We start from the raw sequence: 18,508 nt of genomic DNA on the forward strand, positions 1-18,508 counted from the left end.
AGACGCCCGTGCGACTCGTGATCGAACGGGACGTGCCCGTGTCCATGAGCGACGGCGTGGTGCTCCGGGCGGACATCTACCGCCCGGACACCTCCCGCCCGCTGCCCGCTCTCCTCCGGCGCACCCCGTACGGCAAGGGGGCGTCGGCGGGGGGCCGCTCCCTGGACTGGATGCGGCTGGTGGAGGCCGGGTACTGCCTCGTGGTGCAGGACGTGCGCGGCCGGTACGCGTCCGACGGCGTCTTCCGGCCGTTCGCCGACGACGCCGCGGACGGCCGGGACACCGTGGAGTGGGCCGCAGGCCAGGACTGGTGCGACGGGACCGTCGGCATGATCGGGCGGTCCTACGAGGGTGTCGCGCAGTGGCACGCGGCAGCCGCCGCGCCGCCCGCCCTGCGCGCCCTCGCCCCGCACGTCGCCGCCGCCGACCCCTACGAGGGCTGGACCTATCTGGGCGGCGCCTTCCAGCTCGGGTTCTGTCTGCACTGGGTGCTCGGCGACCTGCTGCACGGACAGGTCGAGCGGGCCGGCGGCACCACCGCGGACGTCCGCGCGGTGACCGAGTTGCTGGACGGCATCGACGACCTCTACCGGGCGCCCTGGCGGGCGCTGCCGCTGCTGGACCGGCTCGCCCCCTACTACCGAGAGTGGCTGGAGCACCCCGGCCCCGACGCCCACTGGCGCGGGCTGACCGCCGCCCCGGACGGAGGACGCCCTCCGGCACTGGTGGTCGGCGGCTGGTACGACATCTTCCTGCCGGGCACCCTCCGCATCCCTTCGCCCCGGTCCGACGACCGCCTGCTGATCGGTCCCTGGTCGCACTGCGTGACCGGCGGCGTGTTCCCCGAGCGGCGTTACGGACTCGCCGCCGACGAGGCGGAGTTCGACATGACGGCGGCCCATCTCGCCTTCTTCGACAGGCATCTCAAGGGCGTACGGGAGGAAACCGGGCCGCCGGTGGAGGTGTTCGCGAGCGGGGCGGACAGCTGGGTCGCCCCCGACGGTCCGCCCGGCGCGGACAGCGTCCCGCTCGCACTGCACCTGGACAGCGACGGCGACGCCCGTACCCGGCACGGCTCGGGCGTGCTGCGCCCGGGTCCCCCGCGCCGGGAGGTCACGGACGTCTATCGCTACGATCCCCGCGACCCCGTCCCGACCGCCGGCGGTGCCACCTGCATGACCGGCATGCTCGTCGGCGCCGACTGCGGCCCGCTGGATCAGCGCACGGTGGAGGACCGCCCGGACGTGCTCTGCTACACCGGACCCCGGCTGGACGCGCCCCTGGTGGTGTCCGGACAGGTCGTCGCCGAGCTGTACGTCTCCTCGTCCGTGCCGGACACCGACGTCACCGCCAAGCTGGTCGACGTGCATCCGGACGGCCGCGCGGAGATCCTCTGCGACGGCATCGTCCGCATCGGGCACCGGGCCCGGCTGGACGGCGTGCGTCCACCGCTCCCCGACACGGTGCACACGCTGCTCGTGGAGGCGGGGACCGTCGTACACGTCTTCCGGCCCGGCCACCGGGTCCGGCTGGAGGTCTCCAGCAGCAACTTCCCGCGTTTCGACCCCAATCCGAACACCGGCGGCACCCCACTGACCCTGGCGGACGCCCCGGTGGCCACGGCCGTCAACCGGGTCCACCACGGACCGGGCCGGCCTTCGCGACTGCTGCTCCCGGTCCGTCCCGGCCTGCCGGACACTCACGACGCGGCCTGAGACGACGGTTCGGGCTTCGGGTCGCCATCGGGCCGGAACACGGTGAGGTCGCCGAGCGGCACGATCCGCCGCCCGGCCCGAAGGTGCGCCCGGCGCAGTCGCTCGCGTTGGGCGGGCGTCAGCTCGGTGCAGTGCTGCGGGATCGCGCGCAGCATCCGGGCGCGGGCCGCGGTCTCCGGATAGCGGGGCCGCACGCCGTACGGGTCGCGCACCAGGTGATAGAGGGTGCCGGTGTGGAACGCCGCCTTGAGCAGGGCGTAGTAGCCGGCGGCCCCGATCCCCTTGTGCCGGGCACATCCGGCGAGCGTGCGGGCCGCCTCGTACAGCCGCCACAGCACGGGCACGGCGGGCGTGGTGAAGACACCGGTCTCCTGGGCGATGCCCTCGCCGACGCCGTAGCGGAAGTAGCTGCGCATGTTCTGGAGGCCGACCTGGGCGTCGTGGAAGATACGGGCCTCGGGGACGTGCCGGACGGGGATGCCGGCCAGCTGGAGCCGGAAGTCGAACTCCCGGTCCTCGCACCAGTGGATCAGACCGTCGAAGTGGTAGCCGCCGATGTGCTCGACGATCGCCCGGTCGTAGATGAGCGGCGGGGACAGGGCGCTGACGTACTCGCCCTCGTCGTACTCGCGCACCCGGGCGGTGAGCCGGCTCATCAGGCTGCCGGACTCGCCGTACACGACCTGGCCCTTGACCACCGGGTCGGTGGCGACGGCCGCGGCCATCATACGGACCACGCCCGGGGCGAAGGTGCAGTCGGAGTCCATCAGCAGCAGATAGCGACCCCCCGCCGCCTCGGCGCCCGCGTTGTAGGCGGCGCCGAGGTTGCCCGCGTCGGGTATCTCGGTGACCGTCAGCGGCCTCGGGTGCTCGCGCAGCACCCGGCGGATCTCGTCGGTGGCGCCGTTGAGCGCCAGCACTATCTCCACGTCCTCGTCGACGGAGTCGATGCACTCCAGGATGCGCAGGTCGTCGCGGAGCGCGATGACCACGCTGGTGCTCGCCAGTACCCGTTCGGTGCGCTCCTCGTCGGGGGCGGCCTCGCCGGCGGTCATGCCTGCGCCCCGGTGTCCGGGACGCCCTGCTCGTCCTTGCGCAGCACGTAGACGTGGGTGGTGTGGCCGGGGGTGAAGCCGTCGCCGTCGATGTCACGGACCCGGACCGTGCGCAGGCCGGCGGTGCGGCCCAGCTCCTCCATGGTGAACGGGTCGACGACGTACTGCACATGGGTCTCGCGCCACAGCAGGCCCTCCCCTCCGTAGAGGGAGAGCACCGAGCGGCTGCGGGCCAGTACGGGGTCCCAGCGGTGGGTGCGGTGCAGCCGGACGCCGTCGCGGGTCTCCTCGTGCTCCAGGTTCCGCCAGTCCTCCTGGAGGACCTTGCGGGAGGAGTAGTCGAAGACCAGGTGGCCGCCCGGGCGCAGGGCGGCGGCCGCGTTGCCCAGGCACTCGGCGAGGTCGGCGGCGGTCAGGTAGTTGAGGGCGTCGAACCCGGAGACCACGAAGTCGTAGGAGTCGGGCTCGGCGGTGAAGCGTGCCATGTCGCCGACGATGCGCAGCTCGGGCGGTATGCCGCCGTGCTCCAGCATGGCCGCCGAGCGGTCCAGCGAGGTGACCTCGCCCTGCGGGATCAGGTCGGCCAGGACCCGGCTGCCCATGCCGGTGCCGGCGCCGAGGTCGAGGATGCGAACGGGGCCCGGGGCGGCCAGCTTGGCCAGTTCGGCCCCGATGCCCAGGCGCCAGGTGTCCTCGGCCATGGCGCCCTCGAACAGTTCGTAGGTGTCGGACCAGTGGTCGTACGCGGTGGTGGTCATCGGCGTTCCCTTGTCGGAGGGTGGAGCGCGGTCAGGGTGCGAGGGCGGCGGATCGGTCGGTGAGGCGCAGGGGGAGGCAGGACAGCACCCGGGTGGCGAGGGCCTCGGCGGTGGCGGTGTCGGGGCCGCTGGTGATCACGCCGGCCAGCACCTCGTCGCCGCCGCGGTAGGACGGCAGGACGGTGCCGGGGGCGAGGTCCAGGCCCCAGAAGACGTCGTGGACGCCGGGGGTGCGGGCGAGTTCGGCCAGGTCGCCGACCCATTCGACGGTGCCTCCGTCGGCGGGCAGGTATCGCTGGACGACCGCCCGGTCGCGGGTGGGGCGCAGTTCCTCCTCGGCGAGCGGGCGGCCCAGGGCGAGGCGGACGGCGTTGGGCAGCGGGTCGACACCGGTGGCGAGCGGCATGATCTCGGTGGCGATGCGGGCGCCGGTCAGCCGGCAGGTGATCTCCAGCAGGTACACCCGCCCGTCCGGGGTGCGCAGGATGTCGGTGTTGACGACGGCGGTGCTCAGCCCGAGCGCGTCGACGCCCTGCTGGACCGTGCGCACCACCTCGGCGCGCTGTGCCTCGTCAAGGACCGAGGGCAGGGTGTCACCGCCCTCGAAGAAGTGCGGGAAGAAGCGCTCCTTCTCGCCGTACTCGCGGTCGGCGAACCCGGTGACGCGCAGTCGGCCCTCGACGGCGAACCCCGCCACGGTGTGCTCGGTGCCGGTCAGGTACTCCTCGACGACGACCCGTCCGGTCGGGCTCAGGGCAAGGGCCCGCTCGACGGGTTCCCGCGCCGTGCCGCGGTCGTCCAGCTTGGCGACGCCCAGGGAACCGGTGCGGTCGCTCGGTTTGACGACGGCGGGCAGTCCGATCCGGTCCAGCGCGGCGAGGGCAGCATCGGCGGTGGTAGCGACGGCGAACCGGGGCACGGGCAGTCCGGCCCGGTCCAGGGCGGCGATCCGGCGGTCCTTCAGAGTGCACAGGTCGGCCACCTCGACGGGCACGCCGGGGCAGCCCAGTTCGGCGGCCAGCCGGGCCACGACCGGCGGATTGTCGTATCCGAGGGTCATGACGCCGGATATTCTTCCCGGTCGCCGCGCACGAATCGCCGACAGTACAGCGGCGAAATCGTCGGGGTCGGCCTCCAGGGATATATCGGCGTTCTTCTCGACGCCTTCGGTGATCCGGTCCGTGACGACCAGGACGCGAATTCCCATTTCCTTCACACGGGCGAGCGACCTGTCCATTCCGGAGCCGATCCCGCATATCAGGAGAGTGTCGGTCACCTGGCCACGTACCAGACGCGCTGGGAGTCCTCGCGCAATGGCTCACGGTCGAGCCCGGCGTACGTGTCCACGCCGGTGAAGCCGGCCGCGAGCAGGGCGCCGGTGACCGCTTCCGGGTCGTGGCCGCGCTGGGGATGGGTCTCGTGGACGCGGCGCCAGCCGCCGTCGGGGGTCCGGCGCACGACGGTGACCGTGGTGTTCACACGGCCGGTCGCGGCGTCGTAGGGGTTCTCCCAGACCTCCAGGATGTCCTCGGTGTTCTGCTCCACGAACACCTTTCCGGCCCAGGCCCGTTCGACGAACCAGACGGGGTGGGCGTCGAGGACGGCGAGGCCGCCTTCCTCGGTGGCGGCCCGCAGGGTGCGGGCGGCCAGCTCCAGGTCGCCCGCACCGACCATGTAGTTGACGGTGTTGTAGGTGCAGGTGACCACGGAGTGGCGCCGGTCGCCGCGGTAGTCGCGCAGGTCGCCGCGGACCAGGTCGACGGTCACCCCGGCCCGCCGGGCGGCCGCGTCGGCGTGCCGCAGCATGTCGGCCGACTGGTCGACGCCGGTCAGCCGGCCGAAGGAACCGGCCAGCGCGATCAGCAGCGTTCCCGTGCCGCAGCCCAGGTCGAGCAGCGAATCGCTGCCCGCACGGTAATGGGAGATAAGGTCGGGGAGCTTTTTCGACACGTCCTCCGTGAAATCAAGATAGGGAGCTTCGGCATAAACATCGGCATACTCCCCGAAGAAATCCTGGCCTGCTTCGTAGTGCGTCACGACTGCCCCATTCAGTAGTCTCCATTTCCACTCCGGGCACGTCCGGGCGCACCGAGGAACACCTGGACCGGACCGCCCGGCGGGACCGGACCGGGGGCCGCACGGTCGGCCCCCGTACCAGCCGGTTCAGGGCCGGGTGCCGGCCATCCGGATCACCTCGAAGGCCTCGCTGTGGCCGTGCCCCGAGGTGATGACGGCCCGGTAGGACGCCAGTCCGCGCACCGCCTCGTCCCAGGCGGCGTGCCGCAGCTGGGAGCGGTAGCAGCGCATGGCCTCGACCTTCAGCTCGATCTGGTCGGTGACATCCTCGGTGTACTGGGCCTCGCCGAGCGGGGCCCACACCTCGTAGCCGAGTACCAGGGACGGCGGCGGTGCGGGCGGCCCGGCCTCCTCGAAGAAGTCGGACTCCGCCATCCACAGCGACTCCAGGCCGAGCCGGTGCACCGCCCGGTGCTCCATGTCACCGTCGTCGCGGTGCGGCACGTACACCCGGTCAGGGCGGATCTCGCGCAGCACCTTGACGATGGCGAGGTGCAGCCGGCGGTCGGCGGCGAAGTCACGGGACGGCGCGTCCAGCGTGATGCACCGCTTGACGCCGAGCACCCGGCAGGCGTCGGTGGTCTCCGCCGCGAACTCCTCGTCCGCGACCTCGCGGTCGGCCAGCCCGCGTTCGCGGCCGATCACGATGACCACGGTGACCTCCGCGCCGGACTGCGCCAGCTTGGCGATGGAGCCGCCGCACCCGATGACCTCGTCGTCCGGGTGCGGGGCGATCACCAGGACCCGAGTCATCGGCCGGTCCCGCCCGATGCCCCGTACCCGGCCCAGCGCGCCCACTCCGCGGTGCGCGCCATGCCCTCGTCCAGGGTGGTCGTGGGCACGGCCAGGAGGCGCGCGGCGAGCGCGGCGTCCATACGGGCGGGGCTGGCGTAGAGCGCCTGCTCCCAGTCCGGCACGGCCCCGCCGGCGGAGGTGCCGTCCGGCGCGGGCAGGCCCCGGATACCGCGCAGCCCGTCGAAGAACTCGCCCCAACCGGGCTCGTCGGGCCCGCCCACGAGGAACTTCCGCCCGGCCACGCCGGGTTCGGCGAGCGCGGCCAGCACGGCGTCCACGACGTCGTCCACGTACACCGCGTTGCAGGCGCCGCCCGCGCCGGTCACCGCCAGCTCCTCGAACTCCTCGGCCGGGCGGGTCAGCTGGGCGACGGTCCACTGTCCGCCCCAAGGGCCGTAGACCACGCCGGGCTGGAGGACCACGGTCTCGGGTCCGTCGCCGTGTGCGGCGAGCACCAGCCGTTCGGCGGCGGCCTTCTGCTGCTCGTACTCGCGGTCGTCGGCGTCCTCACCGAGCGCCGGAGCGGTCTCGTCGAAGCGCGTCAGGCCGGTGGTGTCGTACACGTCGACGGTGCTGAGGTGCACCAGCCGCTCCACGCCCGCGAGTTTGGCCGCGGCGAGCAGGTTCGCGGTCCCCTCGACGGTGGTGCGCCAGCGGTCGTCGACCTCGCCCTGCGACCCGAACGCGCAGTGCACGACCAGGTCGCAACCGTGCAGGGCCTTGCGCAGGCTCTGCGGTGCGTCCAGGTCGACCGCCCGGAAGGTGAGCCGCTCCTGCGGCAGCACGGAGAGCCGGGCGGCCCTGCCGTAGCCGCGCACCAGGGCCCGGACCTCGGCCCCGGTCTCCAGCACCAGCCGCTCCACGACGCGTCCGCCGATGAACCCGCTGGCACCGGTGACCGCGACGCGCCTGCCCGCGAAGTCGTTCATACCGCGCTCCTCGAAGTCGTTCCGGTCAGCCAGGGCTGGGCCAGCGGACGTCGCGCGGGCCCCGAGTAGCACTGCTCGATCAGCCGGGCGACCCGCAGGCCGTCCTCGGCGGTGGCGTGCGGCGCCACGTCCGCGCCGGAGCACACGTCGGCGAAGTTGCGCAGCTGCTCGACGAAGAGGTCGTCCCACTCGTCCTGGGCGGGCGGCACGGCGCTCACGTCGCCGCGGTGCAGTTCCTCACCGGAGGCGGTGATCAGCGTGCACTCGCCGGCGGGGAAGTCGGTGCCGACACTCACCTCGGCGGCGGTGCCGGTCACGACGCAGCTGATGCCGAGGGCGCGGACCCGGCTGAGCTCCAGCACGGTCTCCACTCCCCCGATGCGCAGGGTGGCGACGGCGTCGGCCTCCACCCCGCCGAGGCTGTCGTCGACGTAGTCGACCACCTCGACGTCCGGGCCGAGCCACCACAACAGGATGTCGAAGACGTGGGAGGCCGTGTCGGTGAGGACGCCGCCGCCCGCGAGACCGCGGTCGAACATCGACCAGGAGACCGGCTCCCAGCTGTAGGGGTGGCCCTCGGTCCAGCGGACCCGGGTGACGGTGCCCAGGTCGCCGTCCTGGATGAGCCTGCGCACCCAGTCGTTGGCGGGGAACAGCCGCCTGGGGTGGGCCATCAGCAGGTGGGTGTCCGGGGCGGCGGCCGCGGCGGCGGCGAGGGCCTCGGCGTCCGCGGCGGAGGTCGCCATCGGCTTCTCCAGCAGCACGTGCTTGCCGCGGGCGAGCAGGTCGCCGGCGACGGCGGCGTGCGCGGTGTGCGGTACGGCGACGGCGGCGGCGTCGAAGGCGTCGGCGGCCTCCTCCACCGAACGGGCGATCAGCACGTCCTCGGCGGTACCGCCCTGGTCCGTGTACCACTTGAGGGCGGCGCGGGCTTGCTCCGGGTCCGGGTCGATCAGGGCGGTGAGCCGGATCTGCGGGACGTTCGGCAGCGCGGTCAGGTGGCAGGACCGGGCGGCGGCTCCGCAGCCGACGACGGCCAGTCGCAGCGGTGGCATGGGACTCCTCGGGTTGGTCGTTCCTCGGGTGTGGTCGTTCCTCAGGTGGGGTCGTAGGGGGGCGACGGATCAGGTGGCCGGGTGGAACACCCAGAAGTTGGGCTCCGCGTAGACGCCCTCGCCGTCGGCAGAGACCTCCAGCGGGGCGAGGGCGCCCGGTACGAGGTGCCGGGCCGGGCCGGGCAGCGGGTGACCGGTGATCTCCTCCCAGCGGGCGACGGGCTGGCTGATCACCAGCGAGCGGTCGCAGGGAGCGAGCAGTTCGGCGCCCAGCGCGGCGTGGGTGGCCAGCCAGGGGTCGAACGGTGTGCCGTCCGGCCGCCTCCAGCGGGCGTAGTCGGCCATCGGGACGAGCGGGTAGCGGGCCTTGCGGGTGGGGCGGACCGGGATGACGACGCCCCGCAGTCCCGCGGCCCGCGCCTCGTCCCTGGCGCGGGTCAGCAGCCCCTCGGCGAGGCCGCCGCCGCGCAGCCGGGCGGAAACGCTCACCGAGAGCATGCACAGCGCGTCCGGGCGGGCGGCAGGTCCGTCGAACGCGGAGACCAGCACGTCGTCGGAGCCCCCTGGGAGCCCGTCGACCGTGCCGTCCCAGGGGACCGGCAGGCCGTTGGCGGCGGCCACCAGCCGGCCCTCCTCGTCCAGTACACAGATCTGGTGCGCGGGGTGGGTGTCGTACAGCCGGTGCCAGCGCCAGTTGCCGGGCGACTCCCAGCTCATGAACGGGGGCATGTTGCCGGTGATCAGCCGGTCGACGGCCGACTCCAGCTCCGGTGCCCGCTCCAGACTGGTGACCGTGAGGGCCGACAGGTCCGCCATGACCGCCTCAGCCGATCAGCCGGTTGCCGGCGCTCGCCCGCATGGTGCGGGAGCGGCGCAGGTCATGGGTGACGTTGATGCGCTTGAGCCAGCGGTCGGTGCCGTCGTAGCGGGCGGTGAAGGGCACCCGGCCGTGGACCACACGGTGGTTGTTGACGACCAGGCAGTCGCCCTGCTCCAGGGGGACCTCGCGCAGCCCCGCGTCGACGACCGCGATCAGGTTGTCGAGGGCGCGGCGGGCTTCCGGATCGTCCTCGGGGACCTCCATGAAGAACGGGTCCAGCCGCAGGTACGGTTCCTGGCGCGGGCCGAACAGCGCGGCCACCGGGCGGCGTTCGTCGATCAGCCGCTCGATCGTGGCGAACCGCTCGGAGTCGCCGTCGGCGCGGGCGGAGTTGTTCTTGGGCAGGTGCGACTCGTCGGGGGCGATGTGGAAACGCTCCTCGAACAGCACCTCCAGGTCGTCCTCGGAGAGCGAACCCCTGGCGTACGAGCCCACGGTGGTGGCGACCTTGTCGGGGTTGCGCAGGGAGGCCAGCACCAGGTAGTCACCGCGATGCGGGTGGAAGGCGTCCTCGGTGTGCCAGGTGAGCAACTCCTTGCTGCCGAGGCCGAGTTGGTCGTTCTCGTGGCTGCGGACGGGGAAGATGTCGTGCACCAGCCGGCCGTCCTGCTGGGTGGTCCAGCCGAACGGCTCGCCGAGCAGGCCCGCGTACAGCAGGACGAGTATCTCCTCGGGGAACTCGCGGTTGGGTCGGGGGCGCCCGCGCCAGTGCTCCGGGGTGGGACCGATGCGGTCCTGGTCGAAGAGGTGACCGCTGACCACGCAGTAGCCGGTGGGCTCCTCGATGGCGAAGGTGCGCAGGAAGCGCTGGGTGCGTACGGGGAGCTCCGCGGCGAGACGGGGCAGGTCGAGCAGGAGGGCCGGGTCGTGGTCGCCGGTGTAGCGCTCCGCGGCACCGATCGTGAGCTCGGCCGTCCGCTGCGCCTCGTCCGGGGTCAGCGTCAGGACGCGCTCCTCGGAGGGTGTGTCCATGGCAGTTCAGTCCTTACGTGAGGCTGGTGGGAACGGTGTCGGCGTCGGGCGGGGGCGGGTCCGCGCCGCGGAGAGCCGCTGGGCGAGCCGGCGGGGTGTCGGATGATCGAGGACGGTCGTGGCCCGCGGTCCGGGGGTCCCGGGGAAGTCGGCGCGGAGGTCGGTGACCAGGCGCGTGGCGGGGACCGGCCGGCAGCGGCGGGCGAGGAAGTCGACATCGGCCTCCGGCACGGGATCGGCCCGCAGCGCCCGGAAGCGCCGCGGCACGGTGTCGAGCCGCTCCGGCACCCCGCCCCGGCCCCCCGGCGACGACGTCAGCGTCCGCGACGCCGGTCCCGGCACCCGGGGCCCTGGCCTCGGACCTCGCGGCGGTCTCCGAGGCCGTGCGGGTCTCCGGGGCGGTGGCCGCGACCGCCTCACAAGGGGCGGTCCCCCGGGCGGTGGTTCCGGCCAGGGCGGCCAGAAGGGTCCCGGCGAGGGCACGGCGGTTCGCCCTGCCGTGATCGTTCTTCGGCGGCGCGCCGGTCCGCGACAACCGGCGGGGCGCTGCCCAGCCGGGCAGTCGGGCGGTGCTCCCGGCGAACGGCCGGACACACCGCCCCGCGGTGACCGGCAGCACACCGTCCGCGGGTGCGGCCGGGGCCGGCCGGGCCGGCGGGGTGCCGCGGGTCCGGGCGTCCGACGGGACGACGGCCCGGGCGACCGCGGAGTCGGCGGCCGGCAGCCGCCCCACCGCGGCCGGTTCGAGCCGGTGGCCGCGGATCTCAATTCGAGTCTGCGACACGAAGAGAACCTCATCAAATAAGGGCTCGTAAGAATCGATGAACGGCGAGTCCGGGCGCCCGCAATATGCCCCGACTCGGCAGGGCGGAAATCGGCGCCGACGACTGCTATTACACCAACGAGTTCATGATGGTTACAAGTAACGTATGTACGTGACAGGACCCGCCCGACCACCCGCACCCCACCGTCAGGACAGCTTTTTCCCGGGCAGGGGCGGCTTTCCGGACCCTCCTGCGGGGTGTCCGAAGCCGCCCGAGGACCGTCCGACCGCCCAGAGGCAACCACTTTCGCAGCCCTCGCGGCGACCTACTGGTGACCTCCCGAGTTCCCATGGCACTATTGCCGCCATGCGCCCAAAAATTCCGACCGACGGCATTCTACGGCTGGGCGATTTCCGGCAGATACTTTTCACGGACAGCACCCGCCAATTCGGCACGCAGATCCCGACGCCGGCTATGCCAGTAGTGACGGCCGTCAGTCCGAACGACTCCCCGCAGGACGCGGTGGCTCTGCCGACCACGGACGTCGCCCGTGTCGCACCGCTGCCGCGGCTCCCGACCACCGCCTCAGCGGGCATGGTCGTCCACCATGCCGTCGTCGTCGCCGTCAGCCGGTCCATCACCCCGGACCGGCTGACGGTGTGGAGCACCCTGCCGCCGGGCGCGGTGCTCGGCGGGATCCTCCGTCAACTCCCGGCCGCCCGCACCACCTTGTGGGCCGTGGGCCTCGCGACGGCCCTGTCGTTCCTGTGGATCCACCGCTCGCCGCCGCGCACCCCGCGCGACACCTCCGAGAACCAGGTCCCGGGCGGCTCCCTGACCGCCACCGCGCGCCAGGAGGCGGTCGGCGCCGGTGAGAGCGCGTCCGTACCGGGCGCCCGTCCTGCGGGAGACGACCGGACGGAGTCCGCGTGACGGCCGCCGACCCGCGCGAAGTCATCGCCGACGCCCTGGAGTCGGCCGCCTCCCGCGGACTGTCGTTGCGCCCGGGGACAGCGGTCCTCAACGACGCGGGCTGGGACTTCCGGGTGGTCGAGGTGGAGGACACCGAGGGCGCCGACTGGATCCTGCGGCTGCCTCGCCGCAGCCGCGGCGCCGACCGGATCGCCGTGGAGGCGGCCGTCCTCGCGGCGGTCAGGCCCGCGCTGCCGGTGGCCGTCCCGCACTGGGAGCACGCCGACCGCGCGTTCATCGCGTACCGCAGGCTCGGCGGCACCCCCGCCGGATTCGAGGACCCGGTCGGCCTGCGCTACGAGTGGCACCCCGCGGCGAGCGGCGGCCGGCCCGGCACCGCGTACGTGACGTCGCTCGCGGCGACCCTCGCCGCCCTGCACCGGGTACCGGTGGAGGAAGCCGTGGACGCGGGCGTCCCGCCGCGCGAACCGGTGCTGGTACGGGAGGATCTGGCCCGCACACTCACGGAGGCCCGGACGGCGGTCCCGCTCCCCGAGCGCTGGTACGCGCACTGGCGGGCCTGGCTGGACGACGACTGGCACTGGGTCCACCAGGCCCGGCTCACCCACGGCGACATGCACCCGGGGCACACCCTCGTCGGCCCCGGCTCGGACGCGGTCACCGGGATTCTGGACTGGACGAACGCCGCCTTCGACGATCCCGCGGCGGACTTCGTCGACCAGTACCTGGCGGGCGGCCACCCGTTGCTCGACCGGCTGCTGTCGGCGTACCGACGCGGCGGCGGCACGGTCCAGCCGGGCCTGCGCGAACGCGTACTGCTGCGGGCGTCGTTCCGCTGGGCCCATGTGGGGCTGCTGGGCGTACGGACGGACCGTCCGGCATTCACCGCCGTGGCGCGGGACCGGCTCGCCGCGCCGCCCCCCGGAACCCGGCACCCCACCGGCCCCGGCGATACGGCCCCTCCGGACACCCCGGCCCTCCCCTGACCGCCCCGTCACCTCCCGCCAGATCGAGAAGGAGAACGAAGCGATGACTCCGACGGACGATGTGCACGCCCAGGCCCTGAAACTGGCCCGCACCTATCTCGGCCGGGACGACCTGAGCGGCGGCTGGTTCGACCTGGGCGGCTCCTCGCTGGACGCGGCACGCCTGGTCAGCTCCCTGGACCACGACCACGGTTGGACGATCGCTCTCCAGGACCTGCTCACCGCCCCGTCGATCGCCGATCTGCTCACCGCCCCCGGGGCTCCCGTCGTGGCGGACGCCCCGTCACCGGTCGCCGCACCGGCCGCCGGCGGCGCGGACGCACTGTGGCCGGCGCTGGCGCGGCTGCCCGCGAACGAGCGACTGGCCCTCGCCCACCGGCTGCTGGGGTACGTGCTGCGCGAGTCCGGCGGACAACTCTGACCGCCGGGCACCCGGTCAGAGCGCGCCGGTGAGGAACTCCAGCAGCGCGCTGTTCACCTCCGCGGGCCGCTCCAGGTACCCGTAGTGCCCGCAGTCCGCGAGCTCGACGTAGCGTCCGCGGGGCAGGGCCGCGGCGACCTCGCGGCACAGCCACGGGGGCACGATCAGGTCGTGCTCGAAGCCGAGCACGAGGACCGGGACGGCCACCCGGCCCAGCGCGTCGAGCCGGTCCGCCGGCTCCCTTCCCGCCGGTACCGGCACCGGGGCCGTCCCGGCCCGCTCGGCCGTCTCGAACAGGTCGAGCCAGTCGAGCAGTTCGTCCTCGCGCCGCCAGGTGGCGGGCGACAGATTGAGCACGGCACGCTGCCAGGCCGCGTAGCCCGGCGGCAGCGACACCCCTGAGGCCGCCAGCTCCCGTTCGGCGTCGGCCATCGCCCTGCCGGACAGGTCGCCGCGGCCGCGCGTGGCCATCAGCACCGCCCCGGTCACCAGCCGGGGCCGGGCGAGCATGAGCTCCTGCACGACCTCGCCCCCGGACGAGACTCCGACGGCTCGGAGTTCGGGGATGTCCAACTCCGCGAGGACGTGGGACAGTTCGTCGGCGACCGTGCGCGGATCCGACGGCGCCGACGGATCCTGGAGCGATCTGCGGTCGAAGGTGAGCACCCGGAAACCGGCGGCGCTCAGCGCGGGCACCTGGTGCAGGTCCCAGACCCGCCCGGAGGCCCCGCCGCCCGCCACGAGCAGCACCGGGTCCCCCTCGCCCTCGTCCCGTACGTCGAACTCGGCACTCACCACCCGCACTGTGCGCACGTGCCCTCCTCGCAGTCGGTCCCGGCGCGGGCGACCGGAGCGCGCCGGCCGCCGCACAACCGCCATGCTAGGGCGGTGCAGGTCAGCGGCCGGATGGCCGGGTCCGGCAAGGTCGCCACTTCGCACCGTTGTCCGGGTTTGGCCCCTCCTCCTCTTCTTGCACGACAGCTTGATGACCAGGCACCGCACCCCATGGGACCCAGCTCCCGGGCAAGGATGGAGTCCTGGAGGGCCTGGCCCGCGGGAACGGCTCTCCGGGCGTCGCTCGGGATCCCCCTCCCGACCCGCCCACGCCGGACCGCTCACCACCGATGCGCGGTCCGGCGATCGCGGAGACGGCCACCCGCCTCACGACCAGGAGAGCTGCAAGCGAATGAATGACGCTGCAACCACCCCGGCCGCCCCACTGAGCCGACGGGAACGACAGGTACTGGCGCACATGGCGGACGGGTTGACGTACGACGAGATAGCCCAGCACATGACGCTCAGCCGCCACACCGTGGACACCTACATCCGCCGCATCCGGGCGAAGACCGGCGCGCGCAACCGCATGCAGTTGCTGATGTGCGCCCTGCCCCTGATGGCCGACTCACTCGACACCGCATCCGAACTGGCCCTCCAAGACTGAACAGCGCACGCAACACGACGAACGAGCATCGAGACAAAAGTACGAAAGTACAGGAGTTCAGTGATGAAGCGTCTGATCTGTGCACAGCGCATTCGGTTCTGTGCGGTAGTCACCGCCCTTGTGGCGTTCGGATTCGTGGGGATCTCCCACCACACGGAGCACGTGCGGCCGTCGACCGTCACGGCGGGTGAGTGTCTGCCGCGGGGGCTCCACTGCGACGACACGTCCTGGGGCGGCTGACCCCCACGCCGGGGTGCGATGAGCGTCATGCTGCGGCCGAGACCGGGGCCACCGTCCAGGACGATGGTCCCGGTCTCGGCGCGTCCGCTCGCGTCGTGCGCGGTTCGACGACCCCCCGCTCAGTTCAGGTCCCGTTGGCTGTGCCGAAAGCTCGCCATGATCCCCTGGGGTTCCGCACAGGCTGTCTCGCGGGAGGACTGACGCATGGAGTTGCGCAGCGTCGAGGAGCTGATGGATCTGCTGTACGCCTGTCGGGGCGCCTGGGACACCCCCGACCGGAGCGGTGACCCGGTCGATCTGCATGACCACGCGTTGCAGACGGCCGCACTGCTGCGCCGAAGTCGCCCCGCCGACAAGGAACTTCAGGTGGCCGGCCTGGTCCACGACATCGGGCATCTGCTGCGGCCCGGTGACGACGCCGGGCACGCGGACCACGCGGCGGACGCCGTTCGCGCCCTGCTCGGCGAGCGCGTCGCCCGGCTCGTCCATCTGCATGTGCCCGCGAAGCGCTACCTCGCCACCTCGTCCCCGGGCCGCGACCTGTCCGCCCAGAGCACGCTGACCCTGCGCGCGCAGGGCGGACCCATGTCTTCCGCCGAGGCCGCCGCCTTCGAGCGCGACCCGCTCGCCGACGACGCGATCACCCTGCGCCAGGCGGACGACGCGGCCAAGGTCGTCGGCCTCGACGCCGGGGTCCTGGAGGACTGGCGCACGGTCCTGGACATCGTGGCCGCACGCAACTCGCGAATCCCCAACTCCCGCCTGGGGGCTGTCGACTGACGGTCCGTCATGAGATCGTACGGAGATGACGTCGTCGTACGGTCTGCGGGGCCGGGCCGTCTTGATCACCGGTGGCACGCGCGGGATCGGGCGTGCCGTGGCCGAGGCGTTCGCCGGGGCCGGGGCGCTGGTGTGCGTGAGCGCGCGGGACGCCGGTGAAGTGGCGCGTACCGCCGAGGAGTTGGGCGGGGTCGGCCTGGCCGGGGATGTCGCCGATCCGGACCATCCGCGGGAGTTGACCGCGTGCGCGCTGGACGCGTTCGGGCGGGTCGACGTGGTCGTGAACAACGCGGCGACGAACCAGCCGTACGGCCCGGTGATGGAGGCCGATCCGGACGCGTGGCGGACGGCGTTCACGGTGAACGTCGAGGCGCCGCTGCGGCTGGTGCAGTGCGTGTGGCGGGCGTGGATGCGGGAGCACGGGGGCGCGGTGGTCAACGTGTGCACGGAGGGCGCCGGGCATGTCGGGCCGAACGTGGGGGCGTACTCCACCAGCAAGGCGGCCCTGCTGCACCTGACCCAGCAGCTCGCCGGTGAGCTCGCGCCCGGGGTGCGGGTCAACGCTGTCTCCCCCGGGCTCGTCCGCACCGAGATGGCCCGGTTCGTGTGGGAGCCGGGCGAGGCGGAACTCGCCGCGGGCCTGCCCCTGGGCCGGATCGGGGAGCCGTCCGACATCGCCCGGGCCGTGCTGTGGCTGGCCTCCGACCAGGCCGAGTGGATCACCGGGGCGGAGCTGCTGGTGGACGGGGGGACGCGGGTCAGGGCGGCGCACACCTCCGGGGTCTCCGGCGGGTACGCCGTCCACGACCGGCTGAGGTCGGGCGGACCGCCTCAGGCGTGACCGCCCTGGCCCCTACGGGAACCGGGCCTGCCGCACCCGCGGGTCCCTTACGGGAACAGGGCGATCCCCACGAGGACCAGCAGGACGACTCCGGCGACGAGCGCCGCGGTGGCCCACGTGCCCCGGTGTTTCACCGCGGTCGAGGAGCCGCCGCCGCGCGGCCGGTCCTCCGGCAGCTCGCGGTCGGCCGGGCGGTCGCTCGCGTAGAACTCGTCGTCGGTCGGATAGTGGTTGCGCGGGTCGTCGAAGGCCCTCGGATCGATGCCGTGTGTACTGGCCATGAGAACTCCTCGCGCGGTCCTCACCAGGGCCGGAACCCCGACCGGCGACCGGGCCCGCGTCCGGGGTGGCGGGTTACCACTTACCGGGCGCGTAGTCCTTCAGGAAGACGCCGTACAGGTCCTCGCCCTGCTCGCCGCGCACAATCGGATCGTAAACCCGCGCCGCGCCGTCGACCAGGTCGAGCGGTGCGTGGAAGCCCTCCTCGGCGAGGCGGAGCTTGTCGTAGTGGGGGCGTTCGTCGGTGATCCAGCCGGTGTCGACCGAGGTCATGAGGATGCCGTCGCTCTGGAACATCTCCTGGCCGCTGGTGCGGGTCACCATGTTCATCGCGGCCTTGGCGGCGTTGGTGTTGGGGTGTCCGGCGCCCTTGTAGCCGCGGCCGAAGACGCCCTCCATGGCGGAGACGTTGACGATGTACGCGCGTCCGCTGGTCGCGGACTTCGCGGCGGCGGCCATGGCCGGGCGGAGCTTGCTGATCAGGATGAACGGCGCCGTGTAGTTGCACAGCTGGGTCTCGAGGAGCTCCACCGGGGAGATCTGCTCGATGGTCTGCACCCAGGTGTTGGTGTCGACGACGTCCGGGACCAGGCCGCCGGCGTCGATGGCGGTGCCGTCGAGGTGCCGGGCGACGCTGGCGTTGCCCGCGACCAGGGCGAGGTCGGCGACCTGCTGGGCGTCGAGGCCGCTGATGCCGACAGGCAGCGCGGCGAGGCCGTCGACCGCGCCGGAGCCGAAGGCGCCGATGACGTGGTGGGCGGGGAGTTCACCGGCGGGCAGCGGCGCGCTCTCGCCGTCCACGAGGGCGGCGTAGGCGGAGGGCAGCCGTCGTACGGTCTGGGTCGCGTTGTTGATGAGGATGTCGAGGGGGCCCGCCTCGGCGACCTGGTCGGCGAGGGCCACGGCCTGGGCCGGGTCGCGCAGGTCGATGCCGACGACGTCGAGGCGGTGGAGCCAGTCCGCCGAGTCGTCCATGGCCTTGAAGCGGCGGATGGCGTCCTTCGGGAACCGCGTGGTGATCGTGGTGTGGGCGCCGTCGCGCAGCAGCCGCAGCGCGATGTACATGCCGATCTTGGCGCGGCCGCCGGTGAGCAGGGCGCGCTTGCCGGTGAGGTCGGCGTGGTCGTCGCGCTTCTCGCGGTTCAGGCGGGCGCAGTCGGGACAGAGCTGGTGGTAGAAGTAGTCGACTTCCACGTACCGGGTCTTGCAGGTGTAGCAGGAGCGCGGCCGCTGGAGTATCCCGGCGATCCGGCCCTCCTCCGTCACCGACGACGGCAGGAGACCCTCGGTCTCGTCGTCGATGCGCTGGGCGGAGCCGGTCGCGGTGGACTCGGTGACCGCCTTGTCGTGGGCGGTCTTCGCGGCTCGGCGCTCCTGGCGGCGGCGCTGCTTGACGCTGCGGTAGATGCCCGCGGTGGCGCGGCGGACGGCGATCGCGTCGGGGTGGTCGACGTCGATCTTCTCGAGTTCGTCGAGCACGCCGAGGCAGACGGCCAGCCGCTCAGGGTCGATGCCGGGCCCGTACACGACCTCGTCCGGGGTCATCGAGCCGTCCTCTGTCACCGTCATCGCGCTGCCGTTTCCTTGG

20 protein-coding genes are annotated in these 18,508 nt (G+C 72.9%); 7 read left to right on the forward strand and 13 right to left on the reverse strand.

The window, feature by feature from the left end:
- Positions 1-8: 8 nt before the first annotated feature.
- Positions 9-1,715 carry a CocE/NonD family hydrolase gene (locus OHT77_RS06360; RefSeq protein ID WP_328827015.1) on the forward strand — a complete coding sequence of 569 codons (1,707 nt, stop codon included), beginning with the start codon at positions 9-11 and terminating at the stop codon, positions 1,713-1,715.
- Here the strand turns inward: OHT77_RS06360 and OHT77_RS06365 are convergent.
- The 10 genes from OHT77_RS06365 to OHT77_RS06410 form a co-directional block, all read right to left on the reverse strand.
- The gene (locus OHT77_RS06365; protein WP_328827016.1) at positions 1,700-2,770 is read right to left on the reverse strand and encodes a glycosyltransferase; all 1,071 of its coding nucleotides are present in this window, start codon (positions 2,768-2,770) and stop codon (positions 1,700-1,702) included. The genes OHT77_RS06360 and OHT77_RS06365 overlap by 16 nt on opposite strands.
- Positions 2,767-3,528 (reverse strand): class I SAM-dependent DNA methyltransferase, encoded by a 762-nt coding sequence (locus OHT77_RS06370; protein ID WP_328827017.1) that lies wholly within the window; start codon positions 3,526-3,528, stop codon positions 2,767-2,769. The genes OHT77_RS06365 and OHT77_RS06370 overlap by 4 nt, the downstream gene beginning before the upstream one ends.
- A gap of 31 nt (positions 3,529-3,559) precedes the next feature.
- A complete protein-coding gene (locus tag OHT77_RS06375) occupies positions 3,560-4,735 on the reverse strand; it encodes an ATP-binding protein (protein WP_328827018.1) in 1,176 nt (391 codons plus the stop codon).
- A 65-nt stretch (positions 4,736-4,800) separates the two neighbouring features.
- A complete protein-coding gene (locus tag OHT77_RS06380) occupies positions 4,801-5,565 on the reverse strand; it encodes a class I SAM-dependent DNA methyltransferase (protein ID WP_328827019.1) in 765 nt (254 codons plus the stop codon).
- A 126-nt stretch (positions 5,566-5,691) separates the two neighbouring features.
- Positions 5,692-6,357, reverse strand: coding sequence for a PIG-L deacetylase family protein (locus tag OHT77_RS06385; protein ID WP_328827020.1), 666 nt, complete (start codon positions 6,355-6,357; stop codon positions 5,692-5,694).
- Positions 6,354-7,328, reverse strand: a complete 975-nt coding sequence (locus OHT77_RS06390) for an NAD-dependent epimerase/dehydratase family protein (protein ID WP_328827021.1) — start codon at positions 7,326-7,328, stop codon at positions 6,354-6,356. The genes OHT77_RS06385 and OHT77_RS06390 overlap by 4 nt, the downstream gene beginning before the upstream one ends.
- Positions 7,325-8,383, reverse strand: coding sequence for a Gfo/Idh/MocA family protein (locus OHT77_RS06395; protein ID WP_328827022.1), 1,059 nt, complete (start codon positions 8,381-8,383; stop codon positions 7,325-7,327). The genes OHT77_RS06390 and OHT77_RS06395 overlap by 4 nt, the downstream gene beginning before the upstream one ends.
- A 69-nt stretch (positions 8,384-8,452) precedes the next feature.
- Positions 8,453-9,199 carry a GNAT family N-acetyltransferase gene (locus OHT77_RS06400; protein ID WP_328827023.1) on the reverse strand — a complete coding sequence of 249 codons (747 nt, stop codon included), beginning with the start codon at positions 9,197-9,199 and terminating at the stop codon, positions 8,453-8,455.
- Between the two features lie 7 nt (positions 9,200-9,206).
- Entirely contained in the window at positions 9,207-10,235 is a 1,029-nt protein-coding gene (gene vioC / locus OHT77_RS06405) for an arginine beta-hydroxylase, Fe(II)/alpha-ketoglutarate-dependent (protein ID WP_328827024.1), read from the reverse strand.
- Positions 10,236-10,241: 6 nt separating this feature from the next.
- Positions 10,242-10,523 (reverse strand): hypothetical protein, encoded by a 282-nt coding sequence (locus OHT77_RS06410; RefSeq protein ID WP_328827025.1) that lies wholly within the window; start codon positions 10,521-10,523, stop codon positions 10,242-10,244.
- A gap of 950 nt (positions 10,524-11,473) precedes the next feature.
- Here OHT77_RS06410 and OHT77_RS06415 point away from each other — a divergent pair.
- The 3 genes from OHT77_RS06415 to OHT77_RS06425 are packed head-to-tail and all read left to right on the forward strand — an operon-like array spanning position 11,474 to position 13,339.
- Positions 11,474-11,932: a hypothetical protein gene (locus OHT77_RS06415; RefSeq protein ID WP_328827026.1), complete on the forward strand. Its 459-nt coding sequence runs from the start codon at positions 11,474-11,476 to the stop codon at positions 11,930-11,932.
- The gene (locus OHT77_RS06420; RefSeq protein WP_328827027.1) at positions 11,929-12,918 is read left to right on the forward strand and encodes a macrolide 2'-phosphotransferase; all 990 of its coding nucleotides are present in this window, start codon (positions 11,929-11,931) and stop codon (positions 12,916-12,918) included. The genes OHT77_RS06415 and OHT77_RS06420 overlap by 4 nt, the downstream gene beginning before the upstream one ends.
- A 43-nt stretch (positions 12,919-12,961) precedes the next feature.
- The gene (locus tag OHT77_RS06425; protein WP_328827029.1) at positions 12,962-13,339 is read left to right on the forward strand and encodes an acyl carrier protein; all 378 of its coding nucleotides are present in this window, start codon (positions 12,962-12,964) and stop codon (positions 13,337-13,339) included.
- Between the two features lie 15 nt (positions 13,340-13,354).
- Here the strand turns inward: OHT77_RS06425 and OHT77_RS06430 are convergent, their stop codons facing one another.
- Positions 13,355-14,152 carry an alpha/beta fold hydrolase gene (locus OHT77_RS06430; RefSeq protein WP_328827030.1) on the reverse strand — a complete coding sequence of 266 codons (798 nt, stop codon included), beginning with the start codon at positions 14,150-14,152 and terminating at the stop codon, positions 13,355-13,357.
- 172 nt (positions 14,153-14,324) lie between these two features.
- Here OHT77_RS06430 and OHT77_RS06435 point away from each other — a divergent pair, with 172 nt between their 5' ends.
- The 3 genes from OHT77_RS06435 (at position 14,325) to OHT77_RS06445 (ending at position 16,641) form a co-directional block, all read left to right on the forward strand.
- A complete protein-coding gene (locus tag OHT77_RS06435) occupies positions 14,325-14,780 on the forward strand; it encodes a helix-turn-helix transcriptional regulator (protein WP_328827031.1) in 456 nt (151 codons plus the stop codon).
- 444 nt (positions 14,781-15,224) lie between these two features.
- Positions 15,225-15,800, forward strand: coding sequence for an HD domain-containing protein (locus OHT77_RS06440; RefSeq protein WP_328827032.1), 576 nt, complete (start codon positions 15,225-15,227; stop codon positions 15,798-15,800).
- A gap of 25 nt (positions 15,801-15,825) precedes the next feature.
- On the forward strand, positions 15,826-16,641 hold the full coding sequence (locus tag OHT77_RS06445; protein WP_328827034.1) for an SDR family oxidoreductase: 816 nt from the start codon (positions 15,826-15,828) through the stop codon (positions 16,639-16,641).
- Between the two features lie 47 nt (positions 16,642-16,688).
- Here the strand turns inward: OHT77_RS06445 and OHT77_RS06450 are convergent, their stop codons facing one another.
- Together OHT77_RS06450 and OHT77_RS06455 are read right to left on the reverse strand one after the other, a co-directional pair.
- Positions 16,689-16,922, reverse strand: a complete 234-nt coding sequence (locus tag OHT77_RS06450) for a hypothetical protein (RefSeq protein ID WP_328827035.1) — start codon at positions 16,920-16,922, stop codon at positions 16,689-16,691.
- Positions 16,923-16,995: 73 nt separating this feature from the next.
- Positions 16,996-18,489 (reverse strand): SDR family NAD(P)-dependent oxidoreductase, encoded by a 1,494-nt coding sequence (locus tag OHT77_RS06455; RefSeq protein WP_328827036.1) that lies wholly within the window; start codon positions 18,487-18,489, stop codon positions 16,996-16,998.
- Positions 18,490-18,508: the final 19 nt, after the last annotated feature.

Origin of the sequence: Streptomyces sp. NBC_00252 (assembly GCF_036187565.1) — a bacterium.
GTDB lineage: Bacteria > Actinomycetota > Actinomycetes > Streptomycetales > Streptomycetaceae > Streptomyces.